Here is a 25,817-nt window from a genome sequence, read left to right on the forward strand (position 1 = left end):
AATCCATGAGAAAGAAAAGAACTATCTTAACGGAAGATTTAACTGAAAACCAAAACTAAAACGCGGCTATTACTAACCGAAAAATCGATACCGATCAAACCTCAATTTTCCAATTAACTTTGGGTGGTCACTTTGCCTCGGAAATTGGTGGTCAGCTTGCTCGGAATTTCCACTCTGGGGGGGGGGTGATCGGGATTCATCAAAAGCACCTGACCCTAAAGATCAGGGCGATTTAGTACTAACCGGAGCATTTCCGAAGTTGCTTTCACTTGGATTTGAATATCCCTGTCACTTCAACTCATTCTTCAAAAAGAATATTGGTGGAAGTCCTTCCGCTATGCGCAACTCGTGATTGATGATTTGCTTGACTTTATCTACCTTTTTTCCTACGCCTAAAAATCTTTTCGGGATGTTTGGTTTTTTCTAGCGATGATTAGATAAATTATAATTGAAAAAGCGCCACTATCTTTGGAGACTTACAGTATGGATAGACAATGTAATTTAGACACACATTTTGATGATCTAAAAATAGCGGACAGACACTAACGCTTTGGATATATTTCCAGTAAGAGCCAATCAGTAAACCTGTCCAGGTAATTATCCGCTGGAAGATTCTGTTTCTTCATGACAAAGCCGTGCCCGCCCTTCTGGTACATATGCAATTCAGCAGGTTGTTTAGCTTCAATCCATTTGGAGTAGGTTTGTACACTATAGGATGCAAACCCAAATTCATCGTCACTGGCAGTGGCAATAAAGATGGGCGTGTCAACAGTTGGAACCTTAGAACCAATGACAGCTGATCCATAAGCGTAAAGTGACGCTACAAAATTGGGTCGGTTCTCTTCAGTGGCATTGTAGGCCAATGACATTGCCACCGTACCTCCTGCGGAAGATCCCATAAAGCCCAATTTATTTGGATCGATATTGTAGTCTCTTGCATTTTGCCGTACATATTTCATTGCAGTTAACGCGTCCTGTAGGGCAAGCCTGACAACTGGAGCATTAACTGAATCTAGAAACTTAAGATTTTTCTCCTTCATGATTTGGCTGTAGTAAGGATGAGCGGGATCCTCATGAACCAGGCGATATTTCAAAACAAAAGCTGTTATTCCCCTTTCGTTCAATTTTTTGGCAACGGCCGTCCCTTCCAACTCATATACCAGGAAGTGAAAACCACCCCCAGGTGCAATGATTACACCGATGCCATTGGGATTGTCTGGGATGAATGCGGTTAAAGTAGGTTCAGTGACATCTTTAAGATAACCGCCCAAGTTCTGCTCCTTCCACAGCCATGATTCGGATCCTGGTGCCTTGCCCGGATATAAGGGGATAATCTTTTGCGCTAAGCAACAATTGATGGCCAGACCTATAAGTCACCCGATGATCTATTCTATAACGTTACAATTACTTCCCCGCCTCCTTCGTCCATGTATCCCTCAATGTCACAGTACGGTTAAAGATCAACTTATTCGGCGTAGCATCAGGGTCGAGGCAGAAATATCCCATGCGCAGGAACTGGAATTGCTCACCTGTTTTTGAATTGGCAAGCGCCGGTTCGGCATAAACAGTTTTCAGAACCTGCAGTGAGTTAGGATTAAGGTGATTGGTGAAATCGTCTTCGATGGCATTCATGTCCTCTGTTACAAAAAGGCGATCATACAAGCGAATTTCTGCGGGCACTGCGTGCTGTGCGCTCACCCAATGAATGACGCCCTTCACATTAATTCCCGATGTATCGGAACCGCTACGGCTTTCGGGCACGTAAGTACACCGTAGCTCTGTTACCGTTCCGTTCGCGTCTTTGATGAACTCTTCGCACTTGATGATGAATGCGCTCTTCAAACGCACCATTTGACCTGGCGCAAGACGGAAATATTTCTTGGCTGGCACTTCCATAAAGTCGTCACGTTCAATCCAGAGTTCTCTCCCAAAGGGGACCTCGCGGGTAGAATCTCCTTCGGGCAAATTCTCGCCCCGGAGCACTTCAGATTTCCCTTCGGGATAATTGGTGATTACCACTTTCAATGGATCGAACACCACCATTCGTCGCTCGGCGATCTTGTTCAGGTGTTCTCGCAAGCAGAACTCAAGCAAACCGATATCGATCAGATTGTCGCGCTTCGCCACACCAATTCGATCGCAAAATTCGCGGATAGCCTCGGGCGTGTAGCCTCTCCTTCGCGCACCACTTAACGTGGGCATGCGAGGATCGTCCCAACCGTTTACATGCTTCTCATTTACCAATTGCAAAAGCTTGCGCTTACTCATCATGGTATAGGTCATGTTGAGTCTGGCGAACTCATATTGACGTGAGGGATATATGTCGAGTTGGGCTATAAACCAGTCATACAATTCGCGATGCGGAACAAACTCAAGCGTGCAAATGCTGTGCGTAATCTGCTCGATGGAGTCACTTTGGCCGTGCGCAAAATCGTACATGGGATAAATGCACCACGTGTCGCCTGTCCGGTGATGATGGGCATGTTTGACGCGGTAGATCACCGGGTCGCGCATGAGCATGTTGGTGTGCGACATGTCTATTTTGGCGCGCAGGACTTTTGACCCATCCGGGTACTTACCGTCCTTCATCTCTGTGAAAAGTCGCTTGTTTTCTTCGATAGATCGGCGGCGATGAGGGCTGTCTGTGCCGGCCTGGGTAGGCGTTCCTTTCTGCGATGCCATCTCTTCGCTTGTGCTGTCGTCTACATACGCCAGCCCCTTATCGATCAAAATGTGCGCATAGGTATACAGCTGGCCGAAGTAATCGGAAGCATATAGTTCTTCAGACCAATGAAATCCCAACCATTTAACGTCCCCTTTGATGCTCTCCACATACTCGGTTTCTTCGGTTACAGGGTTAGTGTCGTCAAAACGCAGGTTTGTTTTTCCGCCATATTTCGAGGCCAGCCCAAAGTTCAGGCAAATGCTCTTGGCGTGCCCCAAATGCAGGTAGCCGTTGGGTTCGGGCGGAAATCGCGTCGAAATATTCTTGTACTTTCCACCCTTCAGGTCAGACTCTACGATCTCTTCCAGGAAGTTCAGACTCTTTTCTTCGGCCATATTGAATTCTTAAAGGGCGTAAAGATAAATATTCTGCCTTTATTTAAATACACAGGGCGCAACTAAAGAGCCAGTGCCTTTTCGACGGCATTTTGAAGAGACAATTGACCCACGTGCATTCGGCATTGTAATTTTACATTTCATTAACATTCTTTTACAAGCCTTTAACTCATTGACGCTTAGGAGGCTTTAGCTTTGGGTACTTCACCAATAAAAAACAACGCACGATATCGCGCGACGAGCGTGCGCCGTAGTGAAGGCCAATATTCTTACGCTATTGTTTCACCAATCCAGTTAAAGTCATGAAAACATACAGCCTTGTTTTTTTCGCATTCTTTCTCCTGGTCCTAAATCAGGCATCAGATCTTATGTCATCCGATTCAGTCATTCGTGTCAAACCGCGTTCAACCGGCATTAAGCCGGTGACCACAAAAATCGTTTTCAAATCGGTTGATGGCGGCCGGACATGGCAGGACATTACCGAAGGACTACCCAATTATTCGGGTGAAAAAGGCTTCGTGATCGGCGGTGGCTTTGCTACTAACAATGGCTTCTATTTACGCACTGGAGATGGGTTGTTCTTCGACAAACAAAACTCCACAGTTCCTGACTGGACCAAAAAGATTCTTTCGGGCAATCACGTCGGTATATTCCCTGGCAAGACGGGGCTATTGGCTTTCAATTATGATGATGGGCAAATTTTGCAGGCGACAAACGAAAAAAAAGATTGGTTGCCGGTATATCGGAATTTTCAGCCTAAAGACGTACTTACGTTTTTTGAAGCTGACAAAGGCACAGTTTTCATCGGGACAAACACAGGCTTGTTTAAACTCGTTGACGCTGGCAAAGCCTGGAAGCAGGTCTTTTCTGCATCCAAGGGGGTCAGGAAATTGGCAGAATCAGGTGGTGTACTTATGGGGTTAACTCAGAAAGGCATAATACGGTCTACGGATAATGGGGACCACTGGAACCTGGTGACAACTGAAGGTGACCACGGCATCGATATACAACGAATCAATGGCGGGTTTGCCGCTATAACAGAGTCTACAGAAAGAAGATTTCGGGTACGAACATCGCATGACGACGGAATCACCTGGCAAACTATTGATGCCGGACTTCCTATTCACGTTTTTAATATTGTTGAGGTTGGTGGAAATTTATTTTGCAGCCACTCGAAGGGCATCTCTGGTTCATCAGACAACGGAAAGACATGGAAGCTCTTGCTTCCGCTGATTGACCGCTCCATTTTTACCTTATCGGTTTCCGGCAATGTGATTTATGCGACGCGTAATCTAGGTGGGTGCTAAAGGTTACTGTCGAATTGCGGACGGACAATGCAGCGTCATCGAATCAGATGCACCCAGCCTTTCATTTCTTTTTCGCTATTGCATCCTTCATAGAGCAGGCGCCAGTAGTACACTCCTGAAGGGGCGTCGCCTCCATCCCATTGCCCGGTGGAAGTCAGGAACATTTGGTCGCCGTAGCGATTGTAGATGGCGAGTGAGTTAATGGTTGCTGTTGTCTCAACCTTGAACACAGGATTTTTATCGTCTCCATTCGGTGTAAAAATATTGGGGACGAATAGGGTGTCGCGCGAGAACTGCAGGAGAACCGGTGGTGAATCGAACGAGCAAAAGCCGTATTCACCCTTCACTTTATAATAGCCGTCTTCGTTAACGGTTAGTTGGTTTGATGTTTGTCCGTCGAGCACCTGGTAGCCATCTCCATCAATCGCCTTGTGTTGCCAGGTGTATGTTGTTCCTTCTCTCGCCGACGCAACGATGGTGAATTCTTTGGCATCACAGATTGGTTTCAACACCTCTGGAAGCTCGTACGCCAGATTGGTGCCAAACCCGACTTCAACACTATTGCTTGTCGTTGAACATTCGCCGTTGGTAGCCACGGTTTGATAGTATCCCTGCACGTACACCGAGACATCGCCTGCCAGCATACTGTTAACTAACGCGAATGTCCCGCTAGGCTTTTCTTTATAATACCAGGTATAGCCCAACGCCGTGTCGAAGGGTGACGAGTGGAGGAACACCGAACCCGATTCACAAAAATCATTCTCCTGCTGCGTGACGGTGACCGGGGCTACGACGCTTATCTTTACGCTGTCTTTTAATGCCACGCGGCATCCCAACGACGTGGTGATGCGGTATGTCAGCGAGTGAAATCCATTGGCGAGTCCCGACGGGTTGAATTGATTGTTGCTGACACCGGTTCCCTCCCACACGCCGGTGTTGTTCGAGGCCACAAGTGAAACTGCATTTGCGGAGGAACAGATGATTGGCTGTGGTCCGACGGTGACGGGGAAGTTTTCAATGCTGATCCTGAACACGGGAGACTCCATCGAGCATTCGGACGACACGACGGCTTTGTATTCGCCGGGGTTGGTTACCGACAGTTTTTCCGTTCCAGAGGTTAACAACACAAACGTAGTCGCTCCCTCCGGCTTGTAATACCAGGTGAAAATTGCTCCCGCTACCTTTTCAAGCTCAAGTTCAACACTTCCTTCCGAACACATCTTTACGTCTGCAGGCGAAAGTTGTTGAACGATAACAGGTGGCTTTACTTCAATTTGGACAGTGCCGTGATTATTGCAGTTGGGTGTTGTGTAGGTCAACGTGAAGACACCGATACCCACTGTCGCAGGATCAAACTTTCCCGACTGGTCGACGCCCTGACCTGACCATTTCCCACCAAATGGATATGCCTGCAACGCGATTGGGCCTGATTGCACACACACCGGCGGCTGAAGAAAAATGACGGGTGGTGTAGGGACATAATATACAGCGCCGGAGAAATTTCCTGTATCAGTGTTCTCGTTTCTTGCGCCGATATAAAAATATTCCTGATCGAGGGCAACACACGAACCGAAATGATCCCGCTCATTGCTGGCATAACGATCGCCCTGAAGATTGAGGTATTGGACAGTATTCACCCAGAAGTAGTCGCTGGTCTGGATGACATACGTATTACCCGGAATTGTACGCACCTTGCTGTCGAAGGTGAGAAACATTCCCGGTGCTCCCACAACAAGTGTATTTCCGACGGCGTCGAGTGATGATCCGAAGAATGCTCCTTCAATCGGTATGTCAGGAGCAATCACTGCCGACGGCTGCATACCAGACCTCCATGATTCTCCCGGGAGCTTTGTAAATACCAGCACTTCGCCAGACCGGTAAACGTTGTTGTGACTATTTCCAGGCGCACCAACGAAAAGATGATCACCGAGAAGTTTTACGCCGCCACCCATGCCCGAGAAAACGTCGCCGGAAAACGATGTACTGGCCTCCCACTGTGCTGTTCCAACGTTCCGGCTGAAAATCGAAACGCCGCCGTCGATTGTGAAAAATTCTCCCACGGCAAGCAGTTCGTTCTCCAGACTGAGATTCACGGAAGGCCATGATTTATCAATCGGCTTTCCTAAGGTTATCACCTGTTGATACGTCCATTTGCCACCCACCTTCTCAAACACCACCACGGCGTTGGTATGTGCACCGCCAAGATTATTGTAGGCCGATGCGAACAGTTGATGATCGTTCATAGCGACCGTCGCGCCGACATGGTTCAGATCAAGCTCGACGGGTACAACCAAGGAGTCGTAGAGCGTTGCCGTTTTCCAGCTCGACGATGTTCGTCTATATAAAAAGATCTTTCCATAGTGCCCGGGTGCGTAGAGAAAAGACGGGGCACCGACCGCGATCTCGTTGCCGTGTGCCGCGATGCTATACCCGAAGGCCGCATCCGACCCACCGGTTGATCTTCGTGTCCGCGGCGACGGATAAAGGGTATGCATCTTCACATAGTCTCCGCCACTCCGCTCATAAATATACACTGCGCCGGCGCCACGCCCGGCAGTTCCGTCGTACGGCGCTCCTGCGAACATCACCTCCGGTGTTTTTACAATACTCGTTCCGAAATACATGTTGCTGCTCGAGTTACGCGGCAGCGAAACACGTTGAAGGCTTCCCCAAATTCCCGCGCTCTTCGTCAGGCTGAGTATGGAATTACGATTTCCGAACACGGCACTCTTCTCTACGGCCGCCATCACAAGCTCTGAACCATTCCACACAAGATCATTGCTAAACTCTGAAGGCGTCCAGAGGCCTTTTTCTTCGAACAGTGTGGCCACTGAAAGATCCTGCCACGATCCGTCGGTCGTTGTTGCTTCCACCACCTTGCCGGTATAATATTCGCCTTCTTTGATCAGCACCGCTGCCGCGATCGTCTTCGGAGAGGTAAGTGCAATCGAATAGGGAAACTTGTCCGACGCCGGCCCGGGGAGCTGGAACTGCGCCGTCTCATTCATGTCTGTCCATTCTCCCGACTTCTGAAAAACGAAGAATCGCTGACTGATCAAGCCGGAGACGTAGGCAAGTCCGGTGGCGACAACGGTGTTGCCCAGCAGCGTAATATGCTCTCCGAAATAACCGAGCTCGGAGGCCTGTAGCGATGTTGCCAATTGTGCGATCTTTGAATAGTCGCCAGCCACTTTTTTATATACAAAAACGGAAGGATTCCCGTCGTTGTTGGTGGTCGCATAAATGTAGTCATCCTGAATCGTCACGTCTGTCCCGATCCAGATACCCTGTTGTGCCTGGCGTTGTTCCAAAGCGCGAGGCTGTTGTGAACTTGACCAGCCGGTGACGGGTTTCTCAAGCACAAACAGCATAGCATGGTTTGTCATGGGATTAGACACCGCGATGGTTGAGCCATCGTCGCTGATGTCAAGCGCCGAATTAAATTCAAGATATTCCGGAAACTTGATGTTCGCCGTTTCATGCATCGTTTGCCATCCCGAAGCCGGCTTTTCAAAGATGTATGCGCCACCTTTGTTGTAGTTCCGGTTGATGACCACGATGGTATTTCCCGTTGCATCAATGGCTACCCGGTTTCCAAAGAAGTCATATTCATCGGGGTCCGACGCCGTCAGCATGGCACGGTATGACCAACCCGCAACGGTCTTTTCATAGACGAAAACTGCCCCGGCGTAAAGTATGCCAAGGGTGTCGCTGCTCTCGGCAGCGACAACCATATATTGTCCGTTAGCGGCGAGTGCACTTCCGAGTCTGTCGTCGTTATTGACCGAAGGGTCAGGAAGGAGTTTATTTAGCGTGGTGTTGCATTGCCCACGGACGTTGAAGCAGGACGTTACTAAAATCAGCAGGATGCAAGGGATAAATAACCTTAGGATAGAGAAAAGGTTAACGGAGGTTTGAGGATGCGGGGGCATTTGGTCAGACAACTTTGATAACAGGTCGGGTTACGTTCAAAGATATGAAATTTCAAGATTTCAAAATCGCAAAATTTTCAAATTAGAAAGAGTTCAAAAATCACGCTTAGTTGATCCGGCCCCAGAATCCTTGATTGGCGGTTCGTTGCATCGGCCCAAATTTCTTTACAGAATCACCATTGCTGAATGATGATGCATACCTGGTTATCCCTCAATGCAAACTCTTTTGCACCCCAGGGACGAAGCGTGACTTTACTGAGATTGGGATGCAGAAAATCGGGATGCGATGAGCTTATTTTTTTGTATGCTTCATCGATGTTATTCGTCACGAGCCTGAATTCAGGGTTATGTTCCTTTGCCAGTGCTTTATTTTCGAAAAGGTACAGTTGCAAGTCGTTCTTTTCGAGTACGCAAAACGGCTCTTTTGATTTCAATTCTTCATGTCCGATATTAAATTCAAGACACTCCACAAATAGCGTTAACCCATCTTTAATGTCTGCATAATAGACGTTGGGAACTAACTTGGCAAAGTTCATAGCTGATTTCAGTTAGACTAATTTAAGCGATTTTTATTTCACCGCTCCACCAAAAAACTATTTAACTTCAAGATACATTTAAAAACAATTCCATTTAATATGTAGCAAGATGAAAACCTTCAAAAACCCTCTCCTCTCGGGCAGTCTGATGATCTGCCTTGCGTTATGTTCCATTATCTTCTCCGGGTGCCAAGACAACACGCCCTGCAAAAGATGCGATGCCGCGTTCGCGCTCCAGCGAAAGGTCAGGCAGATCGTCCACACCGACGCATCGCTTGTTGTAAAGGAACGGTTCAGATTCTATTACCAGAGCAATCTGATCGACAGCATTGTCAAAGTGAGCTATCCCGGCACGATGGCGCGCGGCGATAGCACGGTTACCCGCCTCAAGGTTTACTACGGTGGCGACTGCGTGCCGTCGTCCTATGTGGCGAAGACCTATGCCACCGGCGTTCCTGTGTCGGTGGAGAAAGCCTTCTTCACCTACGGTGCATCGGGCATCGTCAACAAGCACCTCGCGTTCTATGCCGATGAGAATTCCCCCGTGATAGACAAGACTGCTGACATCGACTATACGAACAATGCTTCAGGGCGCGTGCTTACCCGCAAAGGCAACGACTATGGCATTGCCATATATCCGAATCCGTACGGGAACGAAAACTCGTATACGTATACCGGCAGCAATATCACCAAAGTGGTGACGTGGAAGGAACAGGCCGGCTACAACCTTAGCAACGTTTTTGACGCGCGTAACAACTCGTTCAATATCCAGGGTGGTGTCCTGTATTACCTGTCGCTTACCTCGTATCCGGACGAAGAATTTTACGAGACGATCTGCAGAGATCAGAACAATCCCACGTCCATGGTGTATAAGGGAACGGATACGTCCAACAGCTTTGTGACGATCACGTCCACGTTTACTTACACGTATGATCTGCTGAGCTATCCCACCAAGGTTGGTATCGTTCAGGCTACACTTGACGAGGTGCATGGCAACAGCCAACTGAACCTGGGGACGTATCAGTTTTCGTATTATTAACGGATTGAGCGGCCGGTAACGATCGGCCGAAGCCACACCGAACCTAAAAAGTAAAAGGGCCTATAGAGGCCTTTTTACTTTTTTCTTTACACTGAACGTGTGCCGGTTGAAATATTCCAGCGATTCATCTAACCACCGTGAAACTACTTTAGACCTGACACCCATTATGGCTGCAACCTCACCATTCTTAAAGCCACATTTAAGCTTCAGGAAAAGTGCCTCCTGGTGAAGAGGTGTTGGGCACCCCACGCCCTGGTGAGTGCACGGTTTAAACGTTTGCTCCTTGTGCGGCCAACCTGATCCTGAAGGTTGACGAAGTTTTTTCCGGAACTCCCTGAAAAGAAACACCTGAACAGGTCTTGCTGCATAAAATCTACCCCGATCAATCTGAATAAACAACCGCAGCAAAACCTCCATAACAGATTCCCGATCGTTCGAAAATTCCATACCATAACAGAAGAGTGGCTGCACAAACCGATCATAGACCTGCCACGACGACATGGCTTCGTGTCTGGCAAATAGTTTCTTTTGAACTTCGAGAAAGGTATCCACAATGGATAGCCCGCGACCAGAAAGAAATTCCAATGAAGATGCCATAGGGAAACTCTGTTTGTTGCGCTAGTCAAAATCCATGACCGGTGTCTCTGCATGCTCATCCATACATCCCGAGCCAGGTATTACTTCACCAGATTTTTAAACGCTGATCCAAAAATCAAATAATTCGTATTGCCGGCGATGGTGCCCTCGTTTTGTCCCCAAAGGAATGGCCAGTCGTCGTAGTTTTCGAAGTGGTCGGGCTTTCTGAATAAAATACCGGGGGCCACGTTGCCGGGAATAAACGAGAAGTCGGCCCGATTGTTACCATAGAAAACTGCCTTAGGACGTGTAGCGCCCACCGTTGCTACCAGTGAATAGTTGTGATAGGGATGACAACCAAACAACCAATTCGTAGCCTTGAACGCTTCACCGGGGGCAACAACGTCAGGAAAATACTGGCTTGCAAAACAGATCGTGGTGCCGAAACTTAATATCGCGCCACTGCCAGCCCAGTTGGTCAGCACAATCGGTACGCCATAGGGATTTTCCTTTTCCAATCCCTTCATATAGTCAGCATACTTCACAACATATGGGCGAAGCTTTTCCTTGAAGGATGCATCCATATGCGGGACAGCATTCAGCGCCGTGAGCAGTGTGAAATTAACGTTGCGATCAAGTGCCGGCCAGATGAGCTCCTGAAATTTATCGCGATATTGTTTTTCGCCGGTCGCAACATAGAGTTGAAGATTGGTGCTCACATTAGCGGACGCTCCCCAGGGCGAATTGTCTTCCGGCTTTGTCGCAAGAAGGTCGGTTGCTTCTTTCAAAAGTCTCTTAGACTGTACCAATGCTCTGGCCGAAAGATCATCGTTGTAACCCTTCAAAGCCCTGCTCGCTGCAGCAAACATTGTAGCGGCATAGAGATCGATTCGAGGATTGCGACTTGTAAAAGCCCACATGTCATCTTTGACTCCGCTTGACCTGCCATCCTTTGCTATTTCATAAGGACCAAGATTCGGATTGTAAGGAAGCCCATCGGTTAATGAAGCTGCGTCTCCCAGGTGATGATAGTTGTCGAGCACGGCGTTGGAAAGGGTTTGCGTCATGTGGCCAACAATCTCTGCCTGTGCCACAAGGTTCAATGTTCCATGTTCGATAAATTGCAATACATCCGGTGTCCCATCGGGCCGATGGAGGTCGACGTAGCGTTGCTTCTGGTCAACAAACGTCTGATCACGTAAGGGTTTAAAATGTTCCCACGTCTGAACGAAGTTTTGTACCACATTTATGTTCGCACCTGTTTCGATATCAAAATCTCCGGCGTCGAAAAAGCCACCGACGTTTAGTCCCGGGATCGGTTCGAGGGCTTTATACTTTGTGTCCGTTGTCGGTCCCTGAGCATGCATATCGAAATGATCTGTGTTTGGCGGAGCTTGCAGATAACCTTCCTTGAACGGTTCTCCATGCCACACTCTGTACGCTTCATTTACAGACATGTGATCCATGTGGATGGGAATCCATATGTCGCTCGTGGCGTCCGTGATTTTATCATATACGCTACTTTCAATCAGGAAGTCGTTCGTTTTGAAATTGCCGTATTGGATGTAGTATATGCCCGGGGTAGTGACCGAGGTGAAATCAAATTTCACATAGTGATATTTATAGTAGTCGCCCCATGAAACTACATTTCCGCTGAACACTTTACTGACACTGCCATCGTTGCCCATTTTGAATAGCGAGGCCGTGGCCAATGGCTTGTCCTTCTTGTCAAGTTCAATAACTGCCACTTTCTGTTGTTTGGGGATGTAGCCGACTTGAGAGAAACCTATGTTGGGCTCTCTCACCCATCCTTTAATTGCGTTTGGCTCAACCGTCCAGGTTAACACTTTTCCGGTTTTTCCCGTAGGAAGAATGCTGCGAACAACAAACCAACCATTTTGCGCCAGCACACGTCCATCGAAGAGCATGATGTCGACATCCGGCGACGTGATTTTCACAAGGCGCGAAGGTTCATCGGGTGCCAGAAGAAAAGTGCGACCTCTTTCAAGCGGAAGCGGATCAACGAATTTTCCGGTGCCCCTGTCGTCGTATGTTTTGTAGCCCTTAAATTGTTTTGGTTTTTCATTGTTCGGTCTTGCCACGCTGTTACCCACCACGTAACGCGGAAATCGATTGTAACGTCCGTCTACCAGATACGCTTTGTTCCAATACTGTGAAGGCAGAAATTCGAGGTTAAAGCCTGCGCTTCCCTCCAATTCTTTGGGAATTGGCTTGTCCAGGTAGACTGCTATTTCAAGACCATTGCCCTTCGCTGTAACAATCACGCGCGAATCGAAATCGTAGTCTTTATACCGCAAGGTGCTCTCTATACTTTTCGACGCCCGGTCCACCTTTCGGGTTGGTATTTCCGGAACCAGATCCCACTGTTCTGGTGTGTTGGAAAGTCTTACGGCTCCACCTTGGGCAGTCCTCACGCCATGATGAATCAGTTCAATGCCGGCGTTCTTCTCGTCGTTAAATCCCCCGGTAAAAAGGTTGTTGTAAACGAGGACATTAACACCCTGCGTCTCAAAATACTCAAGATCATTAATCTTTAGTTCCTGTGCGTATGCGTGACTTAACAAAAAAAGCAAGGCCGTTAACGTTGTTATCGATTTCAGGGGCTTGAAAAAAAAATCTCTTACGATCATTGGAATAAGTTTATGGGTGTTGTTTTATTAATCTATTGAAACAGAATTTCCGACATAGGCTGCAAAAAGTGTGTTGTGTGCGATCCCTCAAACAATTTTCTTAATGCCCTTATCAACGTTTTTATAATTCTGACTATTGAATTCATAATAGTATGCGCCTTTCTTTGATGAACCTCGCTCCTTTTCATTCAGTTTATTCAGTATTCCAAGTGACCGCATTTTCTTATTGAAATTGCGTGGATCAAATGGTGTTTCATAGATGGCTTCATACAGAAGTTGCAATCGCGGCAACGTGAACTTTGGAGGAAGGAGCTCAAAACCAATGGGATTACAGGCTACCTTTTCGCGTAGTCGTTCCTTCGCCTTCAGTAACAATTTCTGATGGTCGAATATAAGCTCCGGAATTTCCGAGAGCGGAAACCACTTCGCTTCGTGTTCAAGCTGAAGTTGTTTGTTATAGTCCGTACTGTTGATCAGGGCAAAATAGGCAATAGAGATAACCCTGCCTGCCGAATCGCGATTCACATCGCCAAATGCGCAGAGCTGTTCCATGTAGATACTTTTCATTCCGGTAAGTTGATGCAGTACTCTGTTCGCTGCTTCATCAATCCCTTCGCCTTCACGGACAAAACCTCCCATCAGCGACCATTTTCCTTTTTCAGGCTCAAAGCCTCTTTTGATCAATAGGGCCTTCAACTGTGTTCCATAGAAACCGAAGATTATACAGTCGACCGCTACGAGAATTCGGTAATGATTGTTGTAGCTACTTAAATCCATTCCCTTCTTTTTTAAATTCACATTGAACAATAGCAACACAAAAAAGGACGTGAGCCATCGGGTAAAAATGTACTCACGATCCTTTTAACCAAATCCCAAACTAAGGGTTCTTCTTTTGTTCTGATCAACGATCTCGGCTGTGAGACCGCTGTCATACATAATTTCTTTTTTCGTTCATCAAATCGAAACGAATCCCTCTCATTTCTTTGCGGTCTTTGCAACCAGGAACCCGTTAACGTCAAGCCAGTGCATGAAGGCGTCGAACCATTTGTTGCTGGTTCGATTGGGATTGCCCAGACCGAAGCCGTGGCCACCATTTTGATAAAGATGAAACTCTACAGGCTTGCCTGCTTTAAACCACGACTCGATCACACCGAACTGGCCGCGAAACAGAAAATCGTCCGTGGCGATCACGTTAAACATTGGCGGAGCGTTCTTCGGTACCTCGACCGGACCCATGCCGCCATATATTGGACCAATGAAGTCGAGTTGCATGACTTTTGAGTGAAGTGTGGAGTGCATCGTGAGACCGGCACCGGCGGAGAAGCCAATCATGCCCATCCGACTTGTATCAACGCCCCATTCCTTTGCTCGCGTCACAATCATTGTATAAGCAGCTTCCGCATCTGCAAGTTGGTTGGACAGGTCCATGCGAGGTGGACTTGGCGGAGGTGTATCTTTCTTACCATCAGCGGGAGGTGTTGCCGCTGCGAAAGTTCTGTTCATTGACTCCTTGAAACCATCGAGTGACTCTGGCGTAGGAAAGAGACGATATTTAAGTACAAAGGCAGCGATGCCCTGATCGGCAAGCGCTTGCGCAACTTCCCATCCTTCATTCCCCAAAGACAACCATCGGAAACCTCCGCCGGGCGCCACAATTACCGCTGCGCCATTTGCCTTACCTGGCTTGGGCAAGAATGGTGTAAGCGTCGCCTTTGAAATATTGCGTGCCATCGGATCGCCCCACTGCCTGAACCAGGTTTCAGGAGCAGGTTGCGCTTCCACACCGCCAGTGCCAAGCGGGATGGCATTCGGTTCCGCAGGGTTTGCGAGTGGATAGATTGTTCCGTCTTGCGCTGTTGCCAGGGTCACGTCAAAAAGTAACATGGCGAGCACGAAGATTTTTACCAGTTTGGTTAAAGATTTCAGCATCGTAGTCTTGTTTTATAAGTGGTTATAATTTATTGATCATCGTATTCTTTGATTTTAGATTCTTTCATTGAAAGAACCTTCGTTCATATTCACAAGCAGGTCTATTGGAAAAGCAATGGCGCGAACTTGTAAAGGTTATTTCTCCATACGGGCCAGGTATGCCCTCCAGGGTATTCGCTGTATTGATACTTGATTCCCATCTCATCAAATTTCTTGAGCATGATTTTACAATTCTCGTAGGCGATATCTTCTTTAGCTCCCATCGCCACCCAAAAATGTTTTATGTCGTTGTTGATCGCTGCCACATTATTTTTCATGAATGTATATTGTGGTTCTGAAAGTGTCGGATTGTTGGCAAACCATCCGGAGCTGAAAACACCGAGGTAGGAAAACATGCTGTGGTTCTTTAGTCCCGCATATAAGGTTTGTAATCCCCCCATTGACAAACCGGCCAACGCTCTGCCGTCTGGTGTGTTTTGTGCCCGATAATTCTTTTCCACGAACGGAATCACGGCCTGCTTTAACTCATTCTCAAAAGTTTGCAAGGAGCGCTCTCCAAAAGAAGCAATGCCGCCGCCTCCTGTGTTGCCGTCCATCATGACCACGAGCATTGGCTTTGCTTTGCCATCGGCAATAAGGTTGTCGAGGATAAGATCCGTTTTACCTTGTGTAGACCATCCCCTTTCGTCCTCGCCACCTCCGTGCAGAAGGTACAGCACCGGATATTTTTTATTGGGGTTCGCATCGTATTCTGCCGGCGTATAAATGTAGAAACGTCTCCAGTCGTTAAAGACGCCGGAATAGTATCGCTTCATTCTCACGTCGCCGTGTGGCACGTCCTTCAAGGCATAGTAGTCTCCGTTCTTCGACGGAATTTCAATGCCCGCCGCCATTCGACCCATCCCGTAAAACGTTTCACTGGATGGATCCGCGACAGCCACACCATCGATCAAGAGCGAGTAATAATGAATGCCTTCGCTGATCGTGTCTGTCGTGACAGACCAAAACCCTTCGGTATCCTTTGTCATATCATATTTCCGCACAAGGTCAACCTGCATCTTCTGTGCATCGGGCGCTTTGACTTTGAACAGCACGCGATTGTCGGGAAGAATCTGTGGATATTTTGCTGACCTGACATTTGTTGACGCCGGGGAGCCGAGCACGGTTAGCGAGAAGACTTTGGGATCGACCGGTTTAAAAAGAAGCTGGGAGAACATGTAGAGATCATTCTTCCACACTTTAAAATCATGTCCACCCGGCTCAACGTAGAAAACATGTGGCACATCTTTGGTAAATAAATAGTCGTGCGTTCGTTTACTGAACCCGATCAGGCCATCAGCGTCGCCGCAGGAGATCCAAAGCAGTTTCAATTTTGCTTTCGCGTCCTGGGAATCCGGCACCAGCAGTTCCGGTCTCTTTGTGTTGGGTGCAGATGAGAAGCCGCCGACCCACGCGAATTTATCGAGGTTGCCCAAACCAAAATTTAGCGACTGCCCACCTCCCATCGACAGGCCCGCAAGGGCACGGTGTTCACGATCCTTAATGACAGGATATTTTCTTTCGATAAACGGAATGAGATCGGTGATCAGATCACGTTCAAAATCGGAGAACGCTTTTATTTTAAGGCTGTCAAACACATTTCCAATGGCGCGATCATCTTTCATAGCCCTGCCGTTGGGCATCACCACGATCATTGGTTCGAGTTTTTTGTCGGCATAAAGGTTATCCAGTATCACCTGCGGGCTACCGCCTTTCAACCACTCTTTCTCATCACCACCGATTCCGTGAAGCAGATATAGCACGGGATATTTTTTACTTTTTGTAAAACCTGGCGGCGTGTATATCAATGCTCTGCGAGCAACCCCTACAGTTTTGGACGGATAAGAAATTGTATCCAACTTCCCTTGTGCGATTCCCTTACGAATAGTATCAAAACCCTCCGGTGCAGATTTTTCACTGCTTTGTGCGGATGCACAAGTTATCTGGATGAAGATTAGTAAAATTAGAATGATGCTTCTTGTCATGTTCATACGATCAGTTTTCAATACTCAGTTTAATTGCGATTCATTGCCTTCGTCATATTCTATTCAAGTCATAAATTCGATTGAGTCCACACTTTATAAACTCAATCGCTCCCAGCCTAATTCAATGTTTTTGAGGAGACAACGCTAATTGTTTCACGCTGTCCTGCTTGGCATCGCCGAACCAAATCAACGGCGCCTGGTTAGAGGTGACGATCCATTTGCGCTTGTTGCCAACTTTTATCTCCTCTATCGCCTTGGCATCCGTCATCACACAAAAACCGCTTTGACTGGGAGGAATAATTTGAAACGTTCCATCACCATTACCCAAAGCATACACGCCGATTCCGGCGTCGAGATAGCCCGACAACGTTTCCTCGGCAAACGAATTTCCGACGGCGAGAAAATCGAGATAAGGATCGTCATTGAGGTGGCCCACGGCGATGCTATTCATGGGACTAACCTGAATACTCAGCGGCAGCGCATGCAGTGAAAAATTGCCCTTCCCCTGGTTCTCCAGGTATGATGACTCAAAACATGTTGCACGCTTCACGATCATGTCCTGTTCGCCCAGGTATTTAAGTATCTCACCCATCTCCATCTTTCCGTATTTCGAATACGTCCGGAGGATGCGGCGCAATGCCGGAATTTGTTCGGTCATCGTTTCCCGATAGTGTACCGGATGTTCCTTTCCCTGTATATAGCGCGAAATGAAGGGGTCCAACGAGCCATTTGCGTCAAAGTCTTTTGCGTATATCGACACCGGTTCCTGCTCGCTTGCGCGGAGCACTGAATTTTTTCCAAGATTCCCCAAGATGTAATCGGTGTCTCCATCGTTATCAAAGTCACCTGCTGCTATGCTACTCCACCACCCTGTCTTAAGCTCTGTAGTTTTTTTAAAGACACCCTTGTCATTGCCAAATACGGTAACCGGCATCCACTCACCAACGACGATCAGATCCTGCCATCCATCGTTGTTAAAATCAGTGAACAAGGCGTCGGTCACCATACCCACTGAATCCAGCCCACTCGCCAGGCTACTCGTCACATCCTCAAATTTCCCTTGGCCGGTGTTTCGCAGGAGGTAACTCCTGGGCGTGGACGGATATGCAGCTGGCACAACACGTCCTCCAACAAACAAGTCGAGGTCGCCATCATGATCTACGTCTGCCGTCGTCACACAACTTCCACTGCTTTCTATTTTTGGCAAAGCTTCTTTATCCAACTGGAACTTGCCTTTACCGTTGTTCTTGTATAGCCTGTCCTGGTACTTGGATGTATCTTTACCGAACTCGCTGCTCCCGCTCACACAATATAAATCCAGATCGCCATCCTTATCGGCATCAAATAGTAAGATGCCAACATCTTCCGACGTTTTAACGGCAAGCGAATCGACATGAAACTTCCCATCGGCCTGCTGTTGATATATCATGGCGCTATGGTAAGCGGTGCCACCTACGACAAAATCATCAAGACCGTCGCCGTTAATATCTCCCACGGCAAGTCGCGGACCTTGTTGAGAGAATTTGTGAGGTAACGTAGCCTGACCAAATTTGTAGTCTGCGTAGGCCTCTTCAGGCATTACCGTGGCGATCGTCGATTCTTCTTTTTCCAACCACGCTGAAAGAGGCTTTGGAGGTTGGTAGGTCAACACAGCGTGATCGTGGAAGGCCGTGATGCGTGTATTGACACTTACATCTCGCATCACCTGCATTTTGCCACCAGGCCACACGATGACAAGCGAGTCAACTTCCTTCGATCCTAAACCAAAATGCATGACAGGATCAACGCTGGAGAGATAGCCCCGTTGCAGCTGTTGTTCACCGTAGCTGAGTTGTCCATCCCCATACACCCATATCCTGGTGCCGATTCCCTGAGGATTCCCCTTGTCTCCTCTCAGTTGCAGTTGCAGGAATTTTGTGTCCGCTTGATTATTGTCGGTAATCGTGTTCTGGTATAAGCGGGCCACGCCGTTAAGGTTGTTCAGAATCAGGTCAAGGTCTCCATCATTGTCAAAGTCTGCGTAGGCTGCCCCGTTGGAATAGGTGGGTTCGGAAAGACCCCACGAGTTTCCCACGCTTTCAAATTGAAAGTCACCTTTGTTCTGAAATAGAAAATCAGGTTTAAACACCCCGCCAAGTTCCTTCAGTACTTTAGCAGCATTTTTCGCCTTTAAAGAATCTGTCCCAAACATGGTTACATCCTGATTGTACGTTACAAAATCGAGGTCCGTAATATCTTTCAGATAGCCATTGGAGATAAAAATATCGCGAAGGCCATCGTTGTCAAAATCGGCTATGAGCGGAGACCAACTCCAATCGGTAGCATAAATTCCGCTTTGATATCCGATGTCGCTAAACGTGTTATTTCCATTATTGCGCTGCAGCACATTTCGAATATACTGAGGGCGATAATTCAATTTCAGACTCTTCATAAAGCGCTCATACCCCATCCAGGAGAACATCGTCTTTTGCCTGAGGTTATCGTCAGGCATCATGTCTACCACCACCAAGTCATTCAGCGCGTCGTTGTTAAGGTCGGCCATATCCGTACCCATCCCATTAAACTCCTGATGATTCATCCAGGCCGAAATTTCATTTTTGAATGTTCCATCGTGCTGATTCATGTACAATTGATCTGACGACAGAAAATCATTTGCACAATAGACGTCGGGCCAACCGTCCTGATTAAAATCGTTTACGACAACCCCCAGACCCCACCCCTCTTCCAGAATTCCCGCGCTTGCCGATACATCGGTAAAGTGAACAGTTCCATCTTCATGTGTATCTTGCCGGTAGAGCTTATCAACACTTTTGCCACTTCCATCGGTGTGCTGTCCAAAGGGTGTGTTACGATGGTAAGACTCAAGGGAATTCGTCAGCAGAAACATATCCAGATCGCTGTCCAGGTCGTAGTCAAAAAAAACCGCCTGCGTTGAATAGCTTGAATCAGCAAGTCCAAGCGGTACGGCTAAATCTTTAAACCGAGGAATACCGTTTTCATCCAGGCCTTGGTTGACAAAAAAGATATTGGGCACTTTTTTGTCTTTGTTGGGATGCGCTGTGGAAACATAAATGTCCAGTAGCCCGTCCTTGTTAATATCAACGATGGAGACGCCTGCGCACCAACGGTTTGTCTTTACTCCGGCAGCATCGGATATATCCTCGAAAGTTAAACTGCCCTTATTGAGATAGAGTGCCGAACTATTGATGTTCCCGGCAAAGAAGATATCTGACAGGCCATCGTTGTTAAAGTCTGCCACACCTAAACCTGCACCATTATACAGGTATTCAAATTTCAGCGCGTTCAATGTATCATTCTCCAGCAATACATTTGAAAAGTGTATACCTGAATCATCCTGTTCGACCAATTGAAAAAGTTTACGATCCTGCCTGCATCCATTCAATAAAAATAAAAGCGCGACAACCGTGGTAAGTACGAAGATTTTCATTTATGAGAACATGTTTATCAAAATAAGTAATCCCGGAATTGAACATTCCGGGATTATCAAATTTGATGGGGACTATCCTAAGTTAATTAGTATATCCAGGGTTTTGAGATGCTGGAGTAAACTTGGCATTCGTGTTGAACTCGTCTTGAGGAATTGGGAGCAGCTCATATTTGTTTGGCTGGAAATAGCTGATCGGGTCTGGTCCCGTAAGCTTTCCATTTGCTCTCCAACGCAGAATATCAATATTTCTGATCTCTTCTCCTGCCAACTCTATGAATCTTTCGTGCTGAATGGCCTTCAGGATTTCAGCTTTGCTCGACACCGGAAATCCGGCATTGTCCATAGCAGCTGTTCCATAATTTGGCATGCTCACGCTGGCACGGTTTCTAATCTGGTTCAGGTAGCCGATAGCATTTGCGGCTGTACCAACTTCGTTCTCGCACTCCGCAAGCAACATCAACACATCGGCATATCTCCAGAGTCTGTAGTTAATGCCAACGTTTACGTTGAACCCACCGGGATCAGTCTTGTACATTATGGAATACTTTTTCCACCTGATCTTCTCATTGCTTCCTTTGAACGATGTGCTATTGTCACCCGCGATGTTGATGATGGTCTTGCCATCACCGCCACTGGTTACCAACGTCCTGGTTCCATTGGCAAACTTATCTCCCGGGAACCAGAAAGAGTCGGTGAGTCGCGGATCATCATCTTCATATTCGGCGATCAGCTTGTCTGATGGAATCAGGTTTGCCCAGCCAACCGCAGAATATTCCTGGGAACGAACCCAACTGTCGGCCGACGTTCCGTTACCTGATGCATCCCAGCCATAGCCTGTATCCAAAAATCCAACTTCAAAGACCGACTCGCTGTTATATTCTGCTTCCTCGGTGAAGTTGTTAAAGTAATTGCCAACAAGGCTATAAACACCCAGGTTCTTCACTGCCTCAAGAGCAGTTTTTGCTGCTGCATAGTCTCCTATGCAAAGATTGATTTTCCCGGCCAATGTGAGTGCGGCACCTTTCGATGCGCGTCCCAAGTCAGCAGCTCCGTAAGTGGTCGGCAAAACAGCGCTTGCGGCATTTGCGTCTGCAAGGGCAAACGCGAATGTTTCAGCCTGAGTTGACCTTGGCTTGGCATCACTGAAATCTGCTCCAGAACGGTCGTAAAGAGGAACGCCACCCCACAAAGCACCCAACGTATAGTACGCAAAGCCTCTTAGAAATTTAGCCTCGGCAATGTACCTGTCTAACAACGGTTGATCAGCTGCCGACACTTTCAGCGCCCCGCCACCTACGATAACAGCATTCGCCCGATGAACCATGGTGAACAGACCTTTATAGACATCAGAACTTACGGAATTTGTATAGGTGTGAGAGCCATTCAACAACTGAGCTCTTGGGACCTCCAATTGCCCGCCGCCAGCTTTCATTTCATCTGATCTGAGATCGTGAATAAAGAAGTATTCTCTTCCCACCAGGCGGTTGCCTTGAAACACCGCATATATCGCATTCACGGACGTCCCTATCTGATCTAATGTAGTATAGAAAGCATCACTCGTTATCACATTCGGATTTTTAGTGTCTAACAATGTCTCATTACATGAAACAATAATTGTCGACACTAAAACAATGGTCAATAATAAAACCTTTTTCATATTTTAATAGGGATTAAAATCCTAATTGTACACCACCTATGAACGTTCTAGGCTGAGGAAACTGCCCATAGTCTATGCCATTAACCAGGAAGCGGTTGTTGTCAGCCGAATTGTTGATGTTTCGATTACCCACTTCAGGATCGTAGCCTTTATACTTCGTTACCGTCAGCAAATTCTGCGCTGTGAAGTAAATCCTGAACTTCTTGATGGTTCCGTTCGTGAAACTTAAAAGCGAAGAAGGTATCGTATAACCAATGTTCAGGTTCTTTATGCGGAGGTATGAACCGTCTTCCAGGAATCGATCGCTAGGTCTGGCATTTGAATTTGGATCACCGCTTACGGCCCGTGGAACATCGGTGTTGGTATTGCTGGGTGTCCAGGCATTTGTTACTTCAATGCCCGAATTGAATAACCTTTGCATGCCCTCCGTTATTACTCTTGTGCCATTGTAGATTTTGTTACCCTGAACACCTTGGATAAACATCGTCAAATCAAAGCCTTTGAATGTTGCGGACAGATTTAATCCGTAGGTAAACTTCGGTAAGAAGCTTCCCATCTCCTTCATATTACCGGTGAAACGGACATCTCCAGGGCGCGTATATTTACCCGAGTTGGCCGGATCTTGCCACTTCGCGAGATCAACCGTGCCATCGGGATTTAGCGGCAGGACCAAGCCCGCTTGCGTTGGTTTGCCTTCGCCGTTGACGATCTCGCCCTCATTTTGGAATATGCCATTTGTTTCAGAAAGGTAGAATTGCTGGATGCTGGATCCTGCCACAGTTCTCGTGATATTACCGGCTCCATAGTCCTGGCTGCCTCCCGCGAAGTACGCAGCATTTTCGCCATCCAGTGCTTTTATCTCATTTTTAATGATAGACACATTTCCGGAAGCGTTAAAGGTGAAATCCTTTCCTACCACGGAGTAACCGGCTGTGAATTCAATTCCCGAGTTTTTCATTTTTGCGATGTTCAACGCAGTAGGTTCGTCAAGGCCTAATGAAGTCGCCGGCAGGGTGCCCAAAATCAGCTGATCCGTATCCTTTATGAAATAGTCGGCCGAAAATGTGATCTTGTTGCTAAATAATCCCAGATCAAGCCCGATGTTTTTCATCGTTGAAACTTCCCATCCAAATTTAAAGTTGGGAAGTTTTTGATAGTATGATCCCTGGGCGAGCACATTGTTAAACGGATAAAACGAATTTGTTAATGTCGATGAAAGGTAGCTGTATGCATCGGTGGGTCTTGCGCCAACCTTGCCGTAGCTTGCTCTCACCTTCAGATCGCTGATCTGGCTCACACCACGCATGAAATTTTCTTCGTTCACCTTCCAGCCCAACGATGCTCCGGGGAAGTTGCCCCATTTGTGATCGGGCGCAAATCCTGAAAAACCATCCCTGCGCAATGAAACACTCAACAGATATTTTTCTTTGAACGCATAATTCACACGACCCAGGAAGGAAAGTAAAAACATTTCCGAGGTTTGATTGTCGACCGTCAGGTTCGTTCCACCTGTCAAATTATTGATCTCATTTGTGGTTAGTCGTCCACTGGTATTTAAGAAGTTGTTCTTCTCATCCTGTCTCTCCGCAACAACAACCGCATTTATATCGTGGCCACCAAACGTTTTATCATACGTCAACTGGTTAGAGTAATAGAGCGAATAATAGCTGTTTCTATTGTCTGTTAAGTTGTGTGTAGTTCTGCCCTGATAACCGCCGTCGCTGAAAATCGGATCATTTTGCAAAGCATGGTCTTGCGAAGAGTTCACACCAAACGTGAACTTGTATTTAAGCGCATCCGTAATCTTAACCTGCAGGAATGTATTGCTGAGAATGTAAAGATTATGATTCTTTCTTATATCCATCAATGCCAACCGAACCGGGTTTTCAGGGTCGGAACCGTCAACTGATTGAGTACCATTGAAACCACCCGGAGTATTCGGATTGTAGACCGCGATATAGGGAACAGAGCGGAGCATGTGCATGACCATCGTTCTTCCACCGCTCTCCAACTGGTTTTGGTTGTTGCTTTGCGTCACCTGCAAGTTCTCGCCAATCGTAAACCGTTTGCCGATCTTTGTCTCCACACTAAGTCTTCCGTTGTATCGGTCAAAGGAAGTCCCTAACATGATGCCGTCTTGTTTGAACCGGCCGAACGACATGTACATTTTCGTTTTTTCGGTTGAACCCGAAACAGAACCCTGAACTTGTGAAATGGGTGCAGCACGAAACATCTCATCTTGCCAGTCGGTTTCGGTTTGAGCAAACGTTTGGGATGTGCCTGCATAAATGGGCTGATTCATGTTTGCGAATCGCGAAGGCGGGGTGCCACCTGCATTGGTTGCCAGCGCCGTGCCATAGGCCAGGTATTGATCGCGTTTTAGCAAATCCAGTTTCTTCCAGGCACTTTGCGTTCCGGTGTAGGCTTCGATATCTACGTGAACTTTCTGATCCTTCGATCCGCTTTTGGTGGTAATAATAACGACACCATTGGCAGCACGCGATCCATAGACTGCCGTCGCAGCCGCATCCTTTAAGATTTCGACCGACTCAATATCTTTTGTGTCTACACTATTCAGGTTGAAGTTTGGCGCAGGAAAACCATCCACAACGTAGAGAGGATCCGCATTTTGCGTGATCGAACCAATGCCGCGTATCCGCACGATTGCGCTTGAACCTGGACCTCCGTTATTGGTAACCAAAACTCCTGGAACACGTCCTTGCAAGGCCGCCGAAACGCTGGGAACAGGCAATGCTGAAATCTCTTTCGAAGTGACTGAAGAAACCGCACCCGTCACCGAAGACTTCGTCTGCGTACCGTAGCCCACAACAACAACTTCTGCCAGCGTCGCCACGTCTGCTGCCAGGGAAACGTTTATGGAGGTCTGGTTTCCAACAGTGACCTCCTGCGTAACATACCCAATAAAGCTGAAGATCAGTGTGGCATTGCTGCCTGACAAGGAAATGCGGTAGTTACCGCTGGCGTCGGTGGTCGTTCCATTCGTGGTGCCCTTCACCACGATATTTACGCCCGGTATAGGAGCACTTGCTTCGTCAACTACCTGTCCTGATACAGTCGTTTCCTGAAATACTGAGGAAGACTTTGCTTCAACTGTGTTTATGTTACCATAACACAGTATTAGTGCCGCGGATAAAAACGGCAAGAGCTTAAACTTTAGCCATTGCAGTCGCCTGAGGCTTAAAAACTTCGAGTAGATTTCACTCATAAACTTCTTTGGGGTTGATTGAGAATAGATTTTCGCTGAACGCTCATACAATAACTGTTACCGCATGAGTTTTGAACCGGGAAGTATGTCCTCGATTCCGTACTACATGGATCTTCCGTCTGGCTTTTAGGTTTGGGGTTAATTTTCACATTCTTGTTGTGTGATTGGGAATTTGAATCCTGTTGCAGGCTGAACGCTACGGAGCAGGCTTCAAGATTCACCGCACACGTTTGCTAAAGTCCGATTTGAGCCCCACTAATACGTATCAAAAAATGAACATTCGCTTGAAATTTTGAAACGGAGCTGGTTTTTGAGGCGATAATGGCCGATTAAGGAGGATTTTCTGCGCAAGCGCATTATCCACGAAAGCGAGTGCGTGGACCTACCTTAAAAAATATGAATTCGGTTGTGCCGAGAGGAGACGTCGTGATG

The 25,817-nt window shown here is 47.3% G+C and carries 14 protein-coding genes; 2 read left to right on the plus strand and 12 right to left on the minus strand.

All coding sequences use genetic code 11. From position 1 onward, the window contains the following. Positions 1-542: 542 nt before the first annotated feature. A complete protein-coding gene (locus JI741_RS25580; protein ID WP_236676275.1) occupies positions 543-1,271 on the minus strand; it encodes an alpha/beta hydrolase in 729 nt (242 codons plus the stop codon). 133 nt (positions 1,272-1,404) lie between these two features. Continuing rightward, on the minus strand, positions 1,405-3,060 hold the full coding sequence (locus JI741_RS25585) for a glutamine--tRNA ligase/YqeY domain fusion protein (RefSeq protein WP_202014385.1): 1,656 nt from the start codon (positions 3,058-3,060) through the stop codon (positions 1,405-1,407). 302 nt (positions 3,061-3,362) lie between these two features. Here JI741_RS25585 and JI741_RS25590 point away from each other — a divergent pair, with 302 nt between their 5' ends. Beyond that, the gene (locus JI741_RS25590; protein ID WP_202014387.1) at positions 3,363-4,367 is read left to right on the plus strand and encodes a sialidase family protein; all 1,005 of its coding nucleotides are present in this window, start codon (positions 3,363-3,365) and stop codon (positions 4,365-4,367) included. Between the two features lie 35 nt (positions 4,368-4,402). Here the strand turns inward: JI741_RS25590 and JI741_RS25595 are convergent, their stop codons facing one another. Together JI741_RS25595 and JI741_RS25600 are read right to left on the minus strand one after the other, a co-directional pair. Continuing rightward, on the minus strand, positions 4,403-8,101 hold the full coding sequence (locus JI741_RS25595) for a T9SS type B sorting domain-containing protein (protein WP_202014389.1): 3,699 nt from the start codon (positions 8,099-8,101) through the stop codon (positions 4,403-4,405). Between the two features lie 371 nt (positions 8,102-8,472). Further along, positions 8,473-8,835, minus strand: a complete 363-nt coding sequence (locus JI741_RS25600) for a VOC family protein (RefSeq protein WP_202014391.1) — start codon at positions 8,833-8,835, stop codon at positions 8,473-8,475. Between the two features lie 109 nt (positions 8,836-8,944). Between JI741_RS25600 and JI741_RS25605 the strand changes: the two genes are divergently transcribed. Further along, entirely contained in the window at positions 8,945-9,874 is a 930-nt protein-coding gene (locus JI741_RS25605; RefSeq protein WP_202014393.1) for a hypothetical protein, read from the plus strand. 60 nt (positions 9,875-9,934) lie between these two features. On the opposite strand, the gene JI741_RS25610 is transcribed toward JI741_RS25605, so the two are convergent. The 8 genes from JI741_RS25610 to JI741_RS25645 form a co-directional block, all read right to left on the minus strand. Next, positions 9,935-10,471: a hypothetical protein gene (locus JI741_RS25610; protein ID WP_202014395.1), complete on the minus strand. Its 537-nt coding sequence runs from the start codon at positions 10,469-10,471 to the stop codon at positions 9,935-9,937. An 80-nt stretch (positions 10,472-10,551) separates the two neighbouring features. Further along, entirely contained in the window at positions 10,552-13,101 is a 2,550-nt protein-coding gene (locus JI741_RS25615; RefSeq protein ID WP_202014397.1) for a cellulase N-terminal Ig-like domain-containing protein, read from the minus strand. A gap of 87 nt (positions 13,102-13,188) precedes the next feature. Further along, the gene (locus JI741_RS25620) at positions 13,189-13,878 is read right to left on the minus strand and encodes an NUDIX hydrolase (RefSeq protein ID WP_202014399.1); all 690 of its coding nucleotides are present in this window, start codon (positions 13,876-13,878) and stop codon (positions 13,189-13,191) included. Between the two features lie 198 nt (positions 13,879-14,076). Continuing rightward, positions 14,077-15,030, minus strand: coding sequence for an alpha/beta hydrolase (locus JI741_RS25625; protein WP_202014401.1), 954 nt, complete (start codon positions 15,028-15,030; stop codon positions 14,077-14,079). A 101-nt stretch (positions 15,031-15,131) separates the two neighbouring features. Next, complete coding sequence (locus tag JI741_RS25630; protein ID WP_202014751.1) at positions 15,132-17,054, minus strand: alpha/beta hydrolase-fold protein; 1,923 nt, start codon at positions 17,052-17,054, stop codon at positions 15,132-15,134. 121 nt (positions 17,055-17,175) lie between these two features. After that, the gene (locus JI741_RS25635; RefSeq protein WP_202014403.1) at positions 17,176-20,502 is read right to left on the minus strand and encodes a VCBS repeat-containing protein; all 3,327 of its coding nucleotides are present in this window, start codon (positions 20,500-20,502) and stop codon (positions 17,176-17,178) included. Between the two features lie 82 nt (positions 20,503-20,584). Next, complete coding sequence (locus tag JI741_RS25640; protein WP_202014405.1) at positions 20,585-22,159, minus strand: RagB/SusD family nutrient uptake outer membrane protein; 1,575 nt, start codon at positions 22,157-22,159, stop codon at positions 20,585-20,587. Positions 22,160-22,172: 13 nt separating this feature from the next. Further along, the gene (locus tag JI741_RS25645) at positions 22,173-25,385 is read right to left on the minus strand and encodes a SusC/RagA family TonB-linked outer membrane protein (protein ID WP_202014407.1); all 3,213 of its coding nucleotides are present in this window, start codon (positions 25,383-25,385) and stop codon (positions 22,173-22,175) included. Positions 25,386-25,817: the final 432 nt, after the last annotated feature.

It is taken from the genome of Chryseolinea lacunae (genome assembly GCF_016735595.1).
GTDB classification, from domain to species: domain Bacteria; phylum Bacteroidota; class Bacteroidia; order Cytophagales; family Cyclobacteriaceae; genus Chryseolinea; species Chryseolinea lacunae.

What these genes read in the sequence shown, in the direction of transcription:
- JI741_RS25585 (WP_202014385.1), bottom strand. Translation starts at nt 3,060, where the DNA reads ATGGCCGAAGAAAAGAGTCTGAACTTCCTGGAAGAGATCGTAGAGTCT.
- JI741_RS25625 (WP_202014401.1), bottom strand. Translation starts at nt 15,030, where the DNA reads ATGCTGAAATCTTTAACCAAACTGGTAAAAATCTTCGTGCTCGCCATG.
- JI741_RS25630 (WP_202014751.1), bottom strand. Translation starts at nt 17,054, where the DNA reads ATGACAAGAAGCATCATTCTAATTTTACTAATCTTCATCCAGATAACT.
- JI741_RS25645 (WP_202014407.1), bottom strand. Translation starts at nt 25,385, where the DNA reads ATGAGTGAAATCTACTCGAAGTTTTTAAGCCTCAGGCGACTGCAATGG.
- JI741_RS25605 (WP_202014393.1), top strand. Translation starts at nt 8,945, where the DNA reads ATGAAAACCTTCAAAAACCCTCTCCTCTCGGGCAGTCTGATGATCTGC.
- JI741_RS25595 (WP_202014389.1), bottom strand. Translation starts at nt 8,101, where the DNA reads ATGGTTGTCGCTGCCGAGAGCAGCGACACCCTTGGCATACTTTACGCC.
- JI741_RS25600 (WP_202014391.1), bottom strand. Translation starts at nt 8,835, where the DNA reads ATGAACTTTGCCAAGTTAGTTCCCAACGTCTATTATGCAGACATTAAA.
- JI741_RS25590 (WP_202014387.1), top strand. Translation starts at nt 3,363, where the DNA reads ATGAAAACATACAGCCTTGTTTTTTTCGCATTCTTTCTCCTGGTCCTA.
- JI741_RS25610 (WP_202014395.1), bottom strand. Translation starts at nt 10,471, where the DNA reads ATGGCATCTTCATTGGAATTTCTTTCTGGTCGCGGGCTATCCATTGTG.
- JI741_RS25640 (WP_202014405.1), bottom strand. Translation starts at nt 22,159, where the DNA reads ATGAAAAAGGTTTTATTATTGACCATTGTTTTAGTGTCGACAATTATT.
- JI741_RS25615 (WP_202014397.1), bottom strand. Translation starts at nt 13,101, where the DNA reads ATGATCGTAAGAGATTTTTTTTTCAAGCCCCTGAAATCGATAACAACG.
- JI741_RS25620 (WP_202014399.1), bottom strand. Translation starts at nt 13,878, where the DNA reads ATGGATTTAAGTAGCTACAACAATCATTACCGAATTCTCGTAGCGGTC.
- JI741_RS25635 (WP_202014403.1), bottom strand. Translation starts at nt 20,502, where the DNA reads ATGAAAATCTTCGTACTTACCACGGTTGTCGCGCTTTTATTTTTATTG.